This is a genomic window from Saccharothrix sp. NRRL B-16348, assembly GCF_001280085.1.
Taxonomy (GTDB): domain Bacteria; phylum Actinomycetota; class Actinomycetes; order Mycobacteriales; family Pseudonocardiaceae; genus Actinosynnema.
The window spans coordinates 1-14,932 of record NZ_LGED01000264.1 but is presented as its reverse complement, the minus strand read 5'-3'; the positions used below and the strand labels follow the sequence as shown (position 1 = coordinate 14,932).

The window sequence follows — 14,932 nt, the reverse complement described above, 5'->3', positions numbered from 1 at the left end:
GGCAAGTTCGGTCGCCGAGTGACAGACGGGTGTTGTCGACGACGCCAGCTCCCTAATGCTCCAATCGGATATTGTTGTGTCTGCACACGCGCTTTGCGGTCTTATGGTCGATAACATGGCGTGGTGGCACGAGAGTATGACGCCCAGTTGATCGAGTCTGTAGCCGTACGGCGTGTTCGGCTGCGCGAGTCGCTGCTTTGGGGGTGGGACAAGCGTGTCAGGGCTACTTCGGACAACCTCAAATCCCTCGCCATCGGAGTGGTGCTCGCCGCAGTCGCGTGTGCCGGGTGTGTCGGGTGGTCCTTCGTGAAGGACGCACTCGATCAGCGGGCCGGCTTCGGTTCCACCGCGGAGGTGACGCGATGACATCGCCCACGGCACCGATCGGGCGCCTCACCCGGGTGACGCTCGTCGGGCCGACAAGGCGGGTTGATGTGGTGCTGTCGTCGGACGAGGCGGTCGGCGTTCTGCTGCCCGACGCGGCGACCATGGTCGGCTATCAGGTGAGCGGTCGGCCGCACGGTTTCCAGTTGAGCACCATAGACGGCTCGGTGCTCGACCCGGCTGTCGGTCTGCGGGCCGCCGGAATCGTCGACGGTGCGCTGCTGCGGGTCGACCCGTTGACCGAGGCGCCGCCTGCTGCGGTCGTGTACGACGTTCCGGACGCGGTTGCCGACGATCTAAGCCGTCGGCCCGGACGGTGGGGTGATGCGGCGCGGACGAGGACCGTGACGGCGGTCTGTGTGGCCTCCGGTGTGTTCGCGACGTGGTCGGCCGGTGCCCAATTGCCGGCCTGGTTGCTTCTCCTCGGAGGGCTTGTCGTGATCAGTGGCGGCTTCGTCCTTGCTGTTCCGTCCGGTGGGCTCGTCGGTGTCGCGCTGATGCTCACCGGTGCCGCTTCGGTGGTGGTGCTTGTTCCGGCGTTGACCACCAGTTGGCTGATGCGGTGCGCACTCGTGGCGTTGGTGATCGGTGGGCTGATGGTGTTGCTGGGATTCGTCCGTGGTCGTGGACGAGAAGGCGTGCTCGGTGGCGGAACGGTGTTCGCCCTGCTCGTACTGTGGTCGACGCTGTTCGCCGTGGGACTGTCCCCAGAGGGCACGGCGGTGGTGATGGCCGCTGTCACGGTCGGCATGCTCGGTCTGCTTCCCCGGATCGCGCTCGTGTTCTCAGGTCTGACCGGACTCGACGACCGGCACACCGCCGAGGAGACGGTCTCGCGGGGGTCGGCGGAAGCTGCGGTCGACACCGCGCACCGGGGTCTTGCCCTCGCGTGCACGGCGGTCGCGGTATCGGCGGCTGTGGCGGGTGTGATCCTCGCCCAAGTTGGTGGTGCGTGGGCGATGGTGCTCGCCGGTCTCCTCGTGGTCGCGATGTTGTTGCGTCTGCGGTTCTTCCCGCTGACCGTAGAGGTGGTCGCGCTCGCGGCCGCAGCGTTAACGGTGTTGGGCGGCCTGGTCGTGCGCTGGGTGAGTGAGCAACCTGGCTCGTGGTGGGGCGGGGTTGCCGTCGCGACGCTGGTGATCGTGTCGTGCTTGATGGTCATCGGGTACCGCCCGACACCACACGCCCGCGCCCGCGCCCGGCAAGTCGCCGACCGGGTGGAAGCCATTGCGGTCATAGCGATCGTGCCGGTCGCGATCGGTGAGTTCGATGTCTACTCGCGGCTTCTCGCCACTTTCTGAACGGGGGGCGATGTCCATACCAGCACAGCCGAACCGCGGATTACCTCCGACAGGTCCGCTCGTCGGTTCTCCTCCGGTCCTGGTGCGTCCGCCGGTCACGCCACCTCCTCCGGGTCAGCCATCGCAGCGTTCCGAGCGTCCGCTGATCCGCCGCGTGCCGTACGGCGACTCGGTCGTGCGCCGGATGTGGCGCGGTGTGACCTCGTTGGGCTCGGGTGGGCGTGCCGCTCGGGAACTGGCCGAACTTGCCGTCGCAGCGCAGGTGCCGCTGCCGACCGGTCGGCGGTTGGCCGTCGTCGCGATGCATGGCGGTGCGGGCCGGTCGACGGTTGCAGCGGTGCTGGCGTTGGTGTTCGCGGCCCGGCGGCGTGATCCCGTTCTCCTCGCCGACGCCGACCCCGAGGGCAGCGTTTTGTCCTGGCGGTTGGGCCTAGTGAACTTGCCCTCGCTCGCCTCGCTGGCACCTCGACTGCTCGACGCGTGGGGCAGTGGGCTGCTCGGTCTCGACCAACTGCTGCCCCGGTTGCGATCCGGCCCGTGGGTGTTGCCCGGTGGTGCGCCCGAACAGTCGCTGCTGTGTCGGGACGTCACCCGGTCGCTGTCCCGGCTGTTCGCCGTGTGCGTGATCGACTCCGCGGGCACGGTCGCGTCACCGGCCACCGCGGCGGTGCTCGACGAGGCCCACGGGATCGTGGTGGCGAGTGCGGCGGTTCCCGGCGCGGTGAGGGAGACCCACGCCGGTCTGGTCAGGCTCGCCGCGACCCGCGGACACGTCGTGCTGTCGCGCGTGGTGGTGGTCCTGAACGCGATCAGTCCCGACGGGTTGGCCGCTCTGCGGATGGACACCGTGAGGGCCGCGTTCGACGGACTGGGCGTGCCCTTGGTCGTCTTGCCCTATGACCGCCATCTGGCCGCGGGTGCCTTGGTGGATCCGTCCCGGGTCGGGGAGCGAACCACGGTCGAGGCGACTCGACTGGCGGGTTACGCCTTGGCGCGTGCCCGGCAGCTGTGAGCGCGAGGGAGCCGGCATGACGACGCGTGTGGTGCACCGACCCACCAGGGTAGTCCGGCCGTTGACGGCGGAGGACCCGCTGGTGATGGACTCGCCTCCGGTGCTGCCCGAAGGCAAGGCCGCGTCGGGCATCCAGACCCTGATCCCCATGGTGGGAGCGGGGGCTGCGATGACGATGATGTTGTTCCTGCGTGGTTCGGGGTTCGCCGCGCTCGGCGCCGTGGTCATGGTCGTCGCACTCGGCGCGGCGGGCGTCTTCTACTTCACCCAGCGCGGGCAGGCCACCCGCAAACGCCGGGCACAGCGGGAGCGGTACCTCGAGTACCTGGAGGAGCTGCGGGAGCAGTTGCGCGGGTACGAAGGGGAGCTGCGCGAGCGCGCCGTGCTGCTCGACCCACCGACGAGCCATCTGCTCGGCGTCCTGCGCGATCCCGCGCGGCTGTGGGAGCGCCGTCGCGCGGACGTCGACTTCCTTCGGGTGCGGCTGGGGACGGGCGCGCTGCCGGTCCGCTCGGTGCAGATGCGTGAGCAGGGGTCGTCGACCAACCCCACCGATCCGTTCATGCGCCAGCAGGCACAATCTTTGATCCGCCGCTTCTCGGCGACGCCGGGTCTTCCGCTGCGTGTGGGGCTCGACCGGGCCGCCGATGTCAGCGTGGTGGGCGCCCGACGCGAGGACGTGCTCGGCGTGGCCCGAGCCATGCTGACCCAGGTCGCCGCGTTCCATGCCCCCGACGACGTGACCATCGCGATCATCACCTCGCCTGATCGGGAGGACGACTGGGCGTGGGCGAAGTGGCTGCCACACCTGCTCGACCGCAGGGGAGTCGGGCAGACCGGCCCGATCCCACTGCTGGTGACCGAGCTGGCAACAGTGACCGCGCTGCTCGCCGACGATCTGGACGACCGCGCCGACTGGGCAGCCCAGGCATACCGCCACGGCGGGGGAAGCGAGAACGCACGCACCAGACCGCGCCTGCTGGTCGTCGATGACGCGTTCGGCGAGGTGTCGCGGACTCTCACGGTGCCCGACCCGACGACCAGCCTCGCCATGATGGGCATCACGGTCGTGCACCTGGTCGCCGACCGCCTTCACGAGCCGGGCGACGTGTCCAGCCGTGTGACCGTGGACGGCGACCTGCTCGCGGTCGAGGACTTGTCGGCGACGCCACCGGTCACAGTGAAGGGGACGCTCGACCACGCCCCGGCGGCGGTCGTCGAAGGGCTGGCGCGAACAGTGGCGCCGCTGCGCTTGTCGGCCGATTCCTACGACGACGGCACCGGCACGCCACCCGCCGACTTCACCGCCCTGCTCGGCCTCCCCGACCCTGCCCACATGGACGTCGACTCACTATGGCGTCCGCGCAGCGAACGGGACTTCCTGCGCGTCCCGCTCGGCGTCGACACGGCCGGCAGACCGATATTGCTCGACCTTAAGGAATCCGCGCAACTGGGCATGGGGCCGCACGGCCTGTGCGTCGGCGCCACGGGATCGGGCAAGAGCGAACTCCTGCGCACCCTCGTGCTCGCGTTGGCGACCACCCACTCGCCCGACCACCTGTGCATGGTGCTGGTGGACTACAAAGGGGGCGCCACCTTCGCTCCGTTCACCAGGCTGCCCCACGTGGCCGGTCTGATCACGAATCTCGTCTCCGACGAGACGCTCGTCGAACGGGCCTACGAAAGCCTCGACGGCGAAGTACTGCGCCGCCAACAGGTACTGGCCGACGCGGGCAAGATCGACAACATCACCGACTACCGCCGGCGACGACGGGAACTGGACGAACCCGAAGACATGCCGCCGTTGCCGCATCTGCTGGTGCTCATCGACGAGTTCGGCGAGCTTCTGACCGTCAAGCCGGAGTTCGTCGACCTGTTCCTGCGCATCGGTCGTATCGGCCGCTCGATCGGCGTGCATCTGCTGCTGTCCAGCCAGCGGGTCGAGCAGGGCAAGCTGCGCGGTCTGGAGGCTTCTCTGTCCTACCGGATCGGCTTGCGGACATTGAGCGAGATCGAGTCGCGCACCATCCTGGACACCTCGGACGCCTTCCACCTGCCGTCATTGCCCGGAACCGGCTACCTTAAGGTCGACGTCACGGTCTACGAGAAGTTCAAAGCCGCCTACGTGTCCGGTCCGCCAGCGGACGGCACCGAACCGGAACTGGCGCCACTGCTCGGGCCGCTGATCAAATCCATGCCGACCTTCGGAGAAGTGCGGCGCCCGCCAGAAACCGCCGACGTCGGTTCGCAACTCGCTGGGCACGCCGGTGGACCCACGCTGCTGTCCACCATCGTCGACCAGCTGACGAACACCGAGGAACGCGTGCCCGCCATCTGGCTGCCGCCGTTACCCGCCGCGGTCACCCTGGACCGGATCGGCGACGGTATCGACATCACACCGCACGGCGTGCGCCTGCGTTCCGAAAGGCAGTCCGAGCCCGGTCTCCGGGTACCGCTGGGCCTGCTCGACGACCCCGCCAAACAGTGGCAAGGCATGTGGGAGATCGACCTGACCACCGGAGGTGGAAACCTGCTCATCCTCGGTGGACCCGGCACGGGCAAGTCCACCGCCCTGCGCACCGTCGCACTGGGCCTGGCAACCACCCATACCCCCACCGATGTCGGCATCTACGGCATCGATCTGCTCGGCAACGGACTGCGTCCACTGATCGACCTGCCCCACGTCGGCGGCGTCACGGGCCGTGACGACCGGGAACGCGTCCGCCGCACGGTCGACGAGGTGCACGCGATGCTCGTCGACCGAGAGCGCCTGTTCACCCGCCACCAGTTCGACACTGTCGAGGACCTGCGCGCCGCCCGCGACCGCGGACTTCCCGACGCGCCCGCCTGCACGGAAGTGGTTCTCCTGCTCGACGGCTACGGCCAACTCGTCGCCGAGTTCGAGGACCTGGAGGGCAAGGTGCACGACCTCCTCACACGCAGCGGGCGCTACGGCATCCACGTCGTGGCCACCGCCCGTCGCTGGAACGAGGTCCGCAACGCCCAGCAGAACGCGTTCGCCAACAGGATCGAACTGCGACTGCCGGACCCCGCCGAGTCGAGCATCGATGCCAAGGCCGCACGCCGGCTGCCCGTCGCACAGCCCGGCCGGGCACTGACCACCGACAAACTGCACGCTCAAGTCGCACTACCGCGGCTGGACTCGGTACCCGACCCCGTCGGATCGGGCCTCGCCGAAGCCGCCACCCTGGTGCGCAGCGCATGGACGGGAACCCTGCCACCACAAGTACGCGTGCTTCCCGCAGTGCTGCCGGCCTCCGACGTCGCCGACCACCCGACGAAGCCCGGCTCCGTCGTGCTCGGCCGGTTCGAACACGACCACACCCCCGTGACGCTCGACCTGTTCGGACGCGACCAACACCTGCTCGTACTCGGGGACTCAGGCACCGGAAAGACGAACCTCCTACACCTCGTGGCAGACGGCCTGACGCGCCGGTACACCAGGGAAGAGCTCGTGTTCGCGGTCTTCGACCCCCGCGACAGCCTGAGCGACGCCGTGCCCGAACAGTATTCGGGAGGCCGTGCCACAAACGTCACCACCGCGTCGCAGCTGACCGCAGCGGTGTGCAAGGAACTTAATGAACGCGATCCGGTCGCCCGACAGCCCTGGATGCGGGTCGTGCTGCTCATCGACGATTACGACGTCCTCGCCGCGTCGTCGACGCACCCACTCGGCGCATTCGCCCCCTTCCTCGCCGCAGGCCGCGAAATCGGGCTGCACGTCGTCATGACCCGCCGAGTGTCGGGTGCTTCCCGCGGCCTGTACGAGCCGTTCACCCTGGGGGTCCACGAATCGGGATGCCTGAGCCTGCTGATGTCCGGCGACCCGAGCGAGGGCCGGCTACTCGCTGGCGTGAGGCCGGTCCCCCTACCCGTCGGTCGCGCACAGCTCATCCGGCCGGGCGGGGAAGTGCGTTTCCTGCAGACCGCCTATCTGGATCGTGGAGGACCGACACTATGACGTTCGACATCGTGGCGCTGTGCCGGGACAACCCCGATCCGGGGGCCATGATCGCCGCCATGGTCGCGGCAGGCCGGGATCTGCGCGTGGACACGGTGAGCCATGCCCGTCTCATCCAGCTCTATCACCCGGAGGGCCGGCTGTTGCTCACGATTGAGACCGCCAGGCTGGTCCAAGTGCCCGGCGAGGTCCGCAGATTACTCGGTGTGCGAGGCGACGACGTGCCTCATCCGACGTGGTGGGTGGAGAGCCGCGCACCCGGCAACGACCCGACCGCCGAAGAGGTGGCACGCCGATTCACTCACGCCCTGCTGGCGTCGACGGGAGGCGCCTCGTGGTCGAACCGCTGACCTGGCATCCGGCCGCGGACCACTCGACCCCTGAGGCGATCGTGGTCGAGCAGAACCGCCGGGTGATAGGACTGTCGGGCTGGATAGTCGACGCCGCGATCGAGGCCGTCAGCACGGGCAGGTTCCTCCAAGTGCTGACACCCGCCCGCACCCTCATCACCTACCCACTGGAACTGTTCATCGGCCAAAGCGGGAGCTCCTGGGTCGTGCGTGACGACACAGGCTTCCGCGACGGGTTCACCGGCGTTCCGATGATCTGGACGGGAGCACGATTCGTGCCCGCACCCGACCGGTCGGCTCCACCCGTCGACCCGGTGAAGCCCGGGAAAGGCACTGTCGAAGTGCACGTCGCGACCCTGCATCGGGAAGCGGATCCGCAGAACATCGGCTCCACGGCCGACGCCGTCGTACACGCGCTGACCGGCTCTGCGCCACTGGGCTGGGGCACGGCGGAACCGGCCACCCAGCCCTGGTCCACTCGGGAGATCACCGCACACTGCCGTGGCCGCGCACCGTTGCCCACCCATCTGGTCATCGTGGGCAACGGCGCCCTGGGCACACTGACAGTAGAACGCGTCGATACGGGCGTACTCGAACGGCTCCAGGTCACCGGCCCACCCGCCGGGACCGTCAGCCAGGGTGCCGTCGACGGCCTCATCACCGACCTCGCCGCCACCGCCCGTACCGTGCTCGTCGCGGTGCACCCGCGTCGTACGGGCGGCCTGCGCTCGGCCGCACCGTGCCCTCCCTCGCTGCCCTACGGCATTCTCATCGGCAGCGACGTCGTGCGGGAACAAGGCGCGGAACATGCCCGAGCTGCTCCGGCGGTCGACATCCGGCTGGTAGGCCCACCCGGTCGACCCGCATGCTGGTGCCGGCTGAGCGGCGGCGGGCAAGCCCCGTACGAGCTCCTCACGGAGATCCTGCACCATTTCGGACTACCACGACCCGCCGATCAGCGCGCGCCTTGAATGCGAAAGTCGCACGTACGACCCCAGGAATCCGCAGAAGTGCGGCAACAGTTATTCCACCTCGACGGTCTTATCTGCAGCCACGTCTTGACGAGCGCCCCTCGCTAATTGCAGACAGTTGCACGACGCTCGTCCAAACGGGTGTCCTCGATGAGAATGGCAAAGTCGCCTCTGCTGGAACAGGGCGCCAGCCGGTAACCTGTCGAATAAGCAACCCGTTCACTCTGCTCCGCCATTGCAAACCGATGCTTCGTCGCAGAATCGTCCCTTGGTCTGAGAGGAGTGCGTGATGAAGTTCGACATGGGAGCGCAAGCGCTCACGAACCTGACGCGCCAGACCCAGGCAGCCTCGGACGACCTCGGGTCGCTGATCCGCCAACTCATCGCAGCCGCAGAGCCGTTGCAGGGAAACTTCAACGGCGCGGGCCGACAGGCGTTCGACGCCTTCAAGGCCAACGCCGACGCCATCACCGCCGAGCTGAACGGCGCCCTCGGCGCCATCCTCGGCGGCCAAGCCGGTATGAACACCTCCTTCGCCCAGGGTGACGCCGAGATGGCCGACAACGCCAGCTCGGCCCGTTCATCCGCCAACTTCGACGCGGCCCGGTTCTCCGGTGGCCGCTGACTAGGAGGAGAGCGACCCATGACGATGGACCGCAGAAGCTTCGACACCGCAGTGTCCCAGCAGATGCAAGGCGACCTCGCCGGCATCGTCGCGCGACTTGAGGCCACCATCGGCCGGCGCAGCGCCGATGTGTCGGCCGCGATGGCCGACTTCCAGGCCGACGGTGTGTCCGAGGAGTACCGGGTCGTCGAGGATCGGTGGAACCGCGCCGCAGGTGAGGTCCGACAGATCATCGACCTGGTCAAGGCAACCATGATCCGCAACGACGAGACCGCGAGTACGGCGCTGACCCGTGCACGTTCGGCGGTCCAGGGCATCGGCTGAGCAGAGATCTCCATCGGAACGAGCCGCAGGGGGATCACGACGGTGACCAAGTGGGACATCTCACCCGACGGGGTTCGGAGTGTGCTCGCTCGGACCGAAGCGGTGGCCAAGGATTTCGAGCACCAGATGGCGGCCTTGAATTCGGCGTTGCAGCAAGCGAGCGTCCAGTCGAATTCGGTCATCGTGGCCGAGGCGCTCGGCGGCTTCGCCGACGCGAAGATGGCCGACATCGAATTCGTCTTCACCAGGATCGGTGCCTGCCTCAACGGAGCCGCCCAGGCAACCAACGCATATCTCGAAGGCGATCTGGAGATGGCAGCGAACGCCCAGACGGCCGTCACCGCGGCACCCGATCCGCAGGCGACGATGCCGCATGGCGGGAACAAGCCCCGGTGATCAACCCGGAAGAGATTCCACAAATCGACGGCGACGTGGACGCACTGGTCAGCCACGCCGCCGCGATCACCCGCGCGGGCACCGAGTTTGCGAACACCGGCCAGCAAGTCAACAGCACATGGCAGGGCTTATCCGCTGTCTACCAGGCACCGGAATCCGCACAACTGCTCGCCGCTACCGCACCCGTGCAGACAGTGACCGCCTCGGTCGGCAAAGACATCCAAGCCGTCGGCACCGCGTTGAACACCTACGCCACCGAAATTCGGGAAATCAAAACCCAACTCGCGGCACTGCGAACCCAGGCGACCGAGTTTCTCGACTCCGTGAACGGCGACGAAGACTGGCGCGAAGACGAGGACAAGGTCAACCGACACAACGGCCTGCTCGACGCAGTCAACACCCAGCTCGGAGCTTACTTCGACGCCGAGCGCAAGTGTGCCAACACTATCAACGCGCTCTACTGCGGAACACAATATCGTCCGCACAACGGCGACGACAAAGTCGACGCTGGAGAGCACGGCCTCACCGCCGACCAACTCAAGACCGTCAAGGAACTGCCCTGGGGCACTACGGAAAAGTACGACCGCAACTTCATCGAAGACGTCGGTGCCTTCCTCGCCAGCTTCGGTGAGACCGCCCTGAATGCGCTCGTCGATATGGGTGCACTTATCGGACGGGATCCAGCAACCGGAGACTGGGGCTGGGGTACCGCTGGCACTGCCTGGAAGGGTATTGCTACCTTCGCCCTGGCAACCACGGCCTACGGCCCGTTCTTCGGTGGAATCGGTTTCCATCTTGACCAGACGTTCGGCCTGCCAGGTTTCGAGCGCGGTGCGATGGGCAAGGTACTGTTCGACGCAGGCAAGAGTTTCATCGCCTACGACCAGTGGGGTGAAGACAAAGCCAGAGCGGCTGGCGCTGTCACGTTCAACATCGTCGCGGTCATCGGAACGAAGGGTGCAGGTGCCGCGCTGCGCAGTACCGGAACTGCGATGCAGGGTGTCCGAGGCGGCGTCGTGGCCGCCAGAGTCAGTACCACGCTGATCCGCTCCGGCCAGGTTCTCGAGAGAATACCCACGGCGGGCGATCTGGCAGGGCTCGCGGCCAAGCGCTTTAACATCCGCGTTCCCATAATCGGACCGATCCTCGGAATTGCTGGAGACATTCCACAGGCCACTCACCACGTCGACATCGACATGCCTGGGCCTGCGCACCCGAACGCGGGCAACACGGCTACAAGCTCATCCGCGATCAACGACCGACCGTACACGCCGGACAGCATCGAGGCATCATTCGACGGAACGTCGAGAGAAACGATTCCGGCCGAGACGCTGAACATCGCAAGGTCCGATGAGCCGATCATCCTCGTCGGCGGACGCCCTGGTGTATCGGACGTCGACGGACTCGATCGCGCAAGTGATAAGACGGGGCGGGAAGATTGGTTGGACTCTCCAGATTTTCCTGGGGCTGGCGCGATTGACCGAGGTCTCCCTGTGACTCCTGTAGGGAGTCGCCCCATCGAACATATAGCTATGGACGGTCTGCGGGGAGCGTCACTATCGTCCGCTGGCCGAATTGCGACCGGCGGACAAGTTGGAGTACCTAGGGTCGATTCTATCCTGTCCGACTTACCGGCCCGTGCGGCGCAACCCTTCAATGCGCAAGAATCAGTCTTGCCGGCCCAGGGGCAGAGCGATCCACGGATCGCCTCAACTGCTGCGACAGAGTCGCATGCATCAGGCTCCGCGACTGTCCAGTCTCCGCAAGAAGGTAAAGCCTCTCCTGTCATAGTCGCTCGCGATGGTTTCGTGCCTCGTCTCGCACTTCACGGTGAGTCGGGCCTCAAAGACGTGAATATAAAATCGCATGCTACTGATTCGCTCAGGCAGCGTGATTCTGTTGGTCGAGACGGCAAACCTTGGAAAAATGACCTGGTTCCACCAGTCGGGACTGAGGTCCCTTCACATCCAAATAGTGAGGGGCGTATTGCTCCGGCACTGGACTCAGTCCGAGACCAAATTTTCACGCACCAGGGAATACGCGAGGGAAGCGGCATAGGGCACAGCCTCCCTGGCGAGAGGTTGCATGCCCCACTATCCATCGACGAGGCCCACGCCCGGCATGGTGAGACCACCCCGGCGGGCATCTCGCACCACCGGGGGGACCTCAACCTGGGCGACCTGCCACATCGTGTCCCCGCCGACCCGCGCTACTTCACCGCCGACGTCCACGTCACCCCCGACGGCCGGGCGAGGATCGGCGACCACACCTACACCCCCGAGCAGTACGGCGACCTCCTGCGCCGCAACGGCTGGGACGGCAAGACGCCCATCCGGCTCATCGGCTGCGACGCCGCCTCGAACAACTTCGCCGACCGCCTCTCCCGCCACACCGGCGCCGACATCCTCGCACCTACCAAACCCGCCTGGACCGACGCCAACGGCCGCGTCTACACCAGCGACGCCGAGATCGGACCCGACGGCAGCCGCCAACCCAAGATCCCGCCGAACGGCGAGTGGCACACCCACAGCCCTGACGGCACCACCACCAGGGTCGGCGACGACGGCTACGTCCCTGCCACCCGCGATGCCGACAAGACCGACCACACCACCCCCGATGGCGCCCGCGACCGCACCGCCGACAAAGAAGGCACAGGCATCCCGGACAATTTGAAAAAACAGATCCGGGAGGAACGGCTTAAGAAGCTTAAGTACGTCAACGAAACGTACTACCTATACGAGAACAAGGTGAAGCTGCCGCGCTACGAGCTACGCATCAAGCCAAGCGCGAATGTCATCGCTGCCAGCAGGGTGGACATGCTCCCGCCTGACGAGGTTGATTTGAAGGCGCCGGATGACTGGAGTCCGCCGAAGGATCGCGTGCTCACCGAGGACGACCTGAAGTGTGTCGAGATTACGCTAAGGCACGACCGCGACGCGCCACTGGCCCCGAGGTACCACAAGGGGATCGTGTTGGACTCCAGGGGACTCTCGTCACCGGAACGTGTCGAAGGCGAACAGGCGCTCATCGACGAGCGGCGGCGGGCGATCCAGGAGGAGCGGGCGGCTGCCCCCGAGTCACCGGAGTACCGAGAGGCCCACACCAGAACCAGTAAGCATGGCGAGGAGCTCGGCGAACGTGGCATGCAGCACTTCATGTCCGACTTGTACCCAGGGGCCACCCGGCTCGACACCCAGCTAGGGCGGCAGAACCGGTACGACGGCGTTTACGGACTGGACGAACGGCGGTTCATGGCGCGGCCGTCCGAGCACCAGCGCAGGATGATCGTGGAAGCCAAAGGACCGTACGCCAACAAGCCTGGGGTGGCGAAGGCGTTAGATGGCAAGCCGGTCAAGCAGGGCCACGATGGCTACTTTGACCGGACCAATCACATCATGCAGCGCTCGGACTTCAGTGAGAAGGAGATCGCCGAACTTCGTGACCGGTTGACTGCAGAAGAGAGGGTGCCGCTGGACCAACTCGACCGGAGGATCGCGGAGGTCAAGGCGCAGGAACAGCAGATGGCCACTGACCTGGACCGGCTGGTCCGCTATCCCGAGGAGATCAAGGCCCGATACATGCAGGACTTCCTCGGCATCGACGACATCCACGTCGATGCGCACCTCCACCGGGCCGAGTCCGCCACCGCCGGGATAACCGACCACGAGCGCGCGGCTCATCGGCTCGACGGCGGGTATGACCGGTACTACGACGATTTAATCAACCACTACAAGCACCACGGCGCGCTCCCCGCAGACGTGAACGCGGCACTGCATCGCGCGTTTGCCGAACGGAACGAGTCCCTCCCGGACGGGTTCGTCGAGCGGATGATGGCGCGTCTGGAGCACGTGCGCGACTACGGCATGGTGGAATACAGCCGTGTCCAGGCCAAGGTGCGGGAGGTGCCGTTAACAGACTACCTGGCCCGTTACGATCCCGACGCCGCCGGGACGCTGGACCGGCTGCCGCAGGGGCAGCGCGATGACTGGGTGCGGGAGTACCTGGCCAAGAAGGGCTACTCCGCGCCGGATCTGGCGAACCCAGGGATCGAGGTCTACGACGGTTACGTCGCCAAGGCGTATCAGATGCGATGGCAGCGAACATCGTAGGGCACCGATTGGACAGAGGAAGGTTAGGCGGTAGCTATGCCGGAAGTAAGTCGGCACGATGTCGACGCGGAGCGGTCCGCGAGCGCCCTTCGGGAACTGGCCGAGGACATCGAGGAGCGCCTCGGGCGCATCCGGCGGCACCGCCGCAGTGACGAGCTGTCCAGGTTGATGCTTGCGGCGGTGGACCAACTTGGGTACTGCTGTGCCGTGGACCCGGACGGTGGCGAGACCGAGACTTTGGGTAGCCTGCTGTTCGCTGCCCAGGTTGGGGATGCCATTTTCGAGCTGGCCACGACCCCGGCGGGTGCCACTGCAGAGTGTGCACTGGGTGATGGGGTGGTGCCCCTGACCGGCACGGGCCCCGCGTATTACGCCACGGCCAGCAACTGGCTGCTCGCGCTGTCGCTCGCGATTACGGCCAGACAGCCCACAGTGGTGGACCGCCTCGCCTCCGTGCCTCTCGACATCCTGCGAGCGTCCGGCGCACCAGAGCCCCTGTACCTGTACGACGTGGTCGAGACGTTCCAGCGGTTCGTCCGGCGCGAGTCCGCGACCCGCGACGCGTTGAATGCGGCGCTGCGGGGCACCGACCCCACGGTCCTCGACCTGAGCGATAAGGCGTTCGCGCTATTCGTCGTGTTCCCACAGTTGCAGATGTTCCACCACCTTACCCAACCCGACCACGAGCAGCAGTTCGCCGAGGCGCTGGTCGAGGCCCTGGAACTGCACCGGGAGTACTGGGCGGCCGACGAGCGGGCCGCGTCGCCTGAGGGTTACCTCGCCCTAGGGCCGCTCGCCTTGGCTGTCCTGGCGAATGACGCTGGAAACCCGCTGGACGTGCGCTCGGAGTACCTGCCGCAGCATCTGTTGGACGGCCCTTGGTCGGTGGGGCGCGGCTGAGGTGGGCCAGCGGACCAGTCGGGGCGCACCACCCCGCGAGGGCGGCGAAGGGCCCAGCACCGACGCGGGTCAAACAGGTTAGTCCCTGTGGCCCCTCACGCTACGCACAGCTTCAACCTGCATGGATGGAGTTGTCGGCAGCCACACCGTTGAGCAACCTGTGGGGTTCCAAAAGTCAGCCATGTGGCCTGACCTGCGGTTAAGCGGCTGTGGGTTCGTACTCGTTGATGAGGCCGCCTGGGGCTGACCCGTTTTGACGGACAGGGTCGATGAGGTGTGGTCAGGCTACCCGGTCCACCGGGTGGTGTCGGGTGGATTCGTAGATGGCGGGGCTGAGGCAGCCGAGGCTGGAGTGCAGGCGGCGGGTGTTGTACCAGCCCTCGATGTATTCGAAGATCGCTTTGTGCGCTCTGGTCCTGGTGGGCCAGGGCTGTCGGTCGATCAGTTCGGTCTTGATTGTGGCGAAGAACGACTCGGATACGGCGTTGACGCTCCTATAGTTGTCAAGCGGCCTGTGCGGTGTTGGTGGACAGGGTGCGCAGGGGTCGTAGCAGTGCCCAGATTTCCCTGGCCAGTAG

11 protein-coding genes are annotated in these 14,932 nt (G+C 66.5%); 10 read left to right on the top strand and 1 reads right to left on the bottom strand.

Annotated features, from left to right (window positions below):
* The first annotated feature begins 362 nt into the window (after positions 1–362).
* The 10 genes from ADK67_RS43975 (at position 363) to ADK67_RS43925 (ending at position 14,354) form a co-directional block, all read left to right on the top strand.
* Entirely contained in the window at positions 363–1,685 is a 1,323-nt protein-coding gene (locus ADK67_RS43975; protein WP_053722560.1) for an EsaB/YukD family protein, read from the top strand.
* Between the two features lie 154 nt (positions 1,686–1,839).
* Complete coding sequence (locus ADK67_RS43970; protein ID WP_231648661.1) at positions 1,840–2,697, top strand: nucleotide-binding protein; 858 nt, start codon at positions 1,840–1,842, stop codon at positions 2,695–2,697.
* Between the two features lie 16 nt (positions 2,698–2,713).
* A complete protein-coding gene (eccCa, locus tag ADK67_RS43965; protein ID WP_053722559.1) occupies positions 2,714–6,679 on the top strand; it encodes a type VII secretion protein EccCa in 3,966 nt (1,321 codons plus the stop codon).
* On the top strand, positions 6,676–7,029 hold the full coding sequence (locus tag ADK67_RS43960) for a hypothetical protein (protein WP_053722558.1): 354 nt from the start codon (positions 6,676–6,678) through the stop codon (positions 7,027–7,029). Before eccCa ends, ADK67_RS43960 begins: the two co-directional genes overlap by 4 nt.
* Positions 7,014–8,000 carry a DUF6177 family protein gene (locus tag ADK67_RS43955; RefSeq protein WP_053722557.1) on the top strand — a complete coding sequence of 329 codons (987 nt, stop codon included), beginning with the start codon at positions 7,014–7,016 and terminating at the stop codon, positions 7,998–8,000. Before ADK67_RS43960 ends, ADK67_RS43955 begins: the two co-directional genes overlap by 16 nt.
* A gap of 289 nt (positions 8,001–8,289) precedes the next feature.
* Entirely contained in the window at positions 8,290–8,625 is a 336-nt protein-coding gene (locus ADK67_RS43950) for a hypothetical protein (RefSeq protein ID WP_053722556.1), read from the top strand.
* An 18-nt stretch (positions 8,626–8,643) separates the two neighbouring features.
* Positions 8,644–8,949, top strand: a complete 306-nt coding sequence (locus tag ADK67_RS43945; protein WP_053722555.1) for a pore-forming ESAT-6 family protein — start codon at positions 8,644–8,646, stop codon at positions 8,947–8,949.
* Positions 8,950–8,991: 42 nt separating this feature from the next.
* A complete protein-coding gene (locus ADK67_RS43940; RefSeq protein WP_053722554.1) occupies positions 8,992–9,345 on the top strand; it encodes a DUF6507 family protein in 354 nt (117 codons plus the stop codon).
* Complete coding sequence (locus tag ADK67_RS51875; protein ID WP_157621575.1) at positions 9,342–13,454, top strand: hypothetical protein; 4,113 nt, start codon at positions 9,342–9,344, stop codon at positions 13,452–13,454. Before ADK67_RS43940 ends, ADK67_RS51875 begins: the two co-directional genes overlap by 4 nt.
* A gap of 36 nt (positions 13,455–13,490) precedes the next feature.
* Positions 13,491–14,354: an immunity 49 family protein gene (locus tag ADK67_RS43925; RefSeq protein ID WP_053722551.1), complete on the top strand. Its 864-nt coding sequence runs from the start codon at positions 13,491–13,493 to the stop codon at positions 14,352–14,354.
* A 280-nt stretch (positions 14,355–14,634) separates the two neighbouring features.
* Here the strand turns inward: ADK67_RS43925 and ADK67_RS50155 are convergent.
* Positions 14,635–14,932: IS3 family transposase (locus tag ADK67_RS50155; protein ID WP_157621574.1), on the bottom strand; the 298-nt coding region annotated here is incomplete at its 5' end.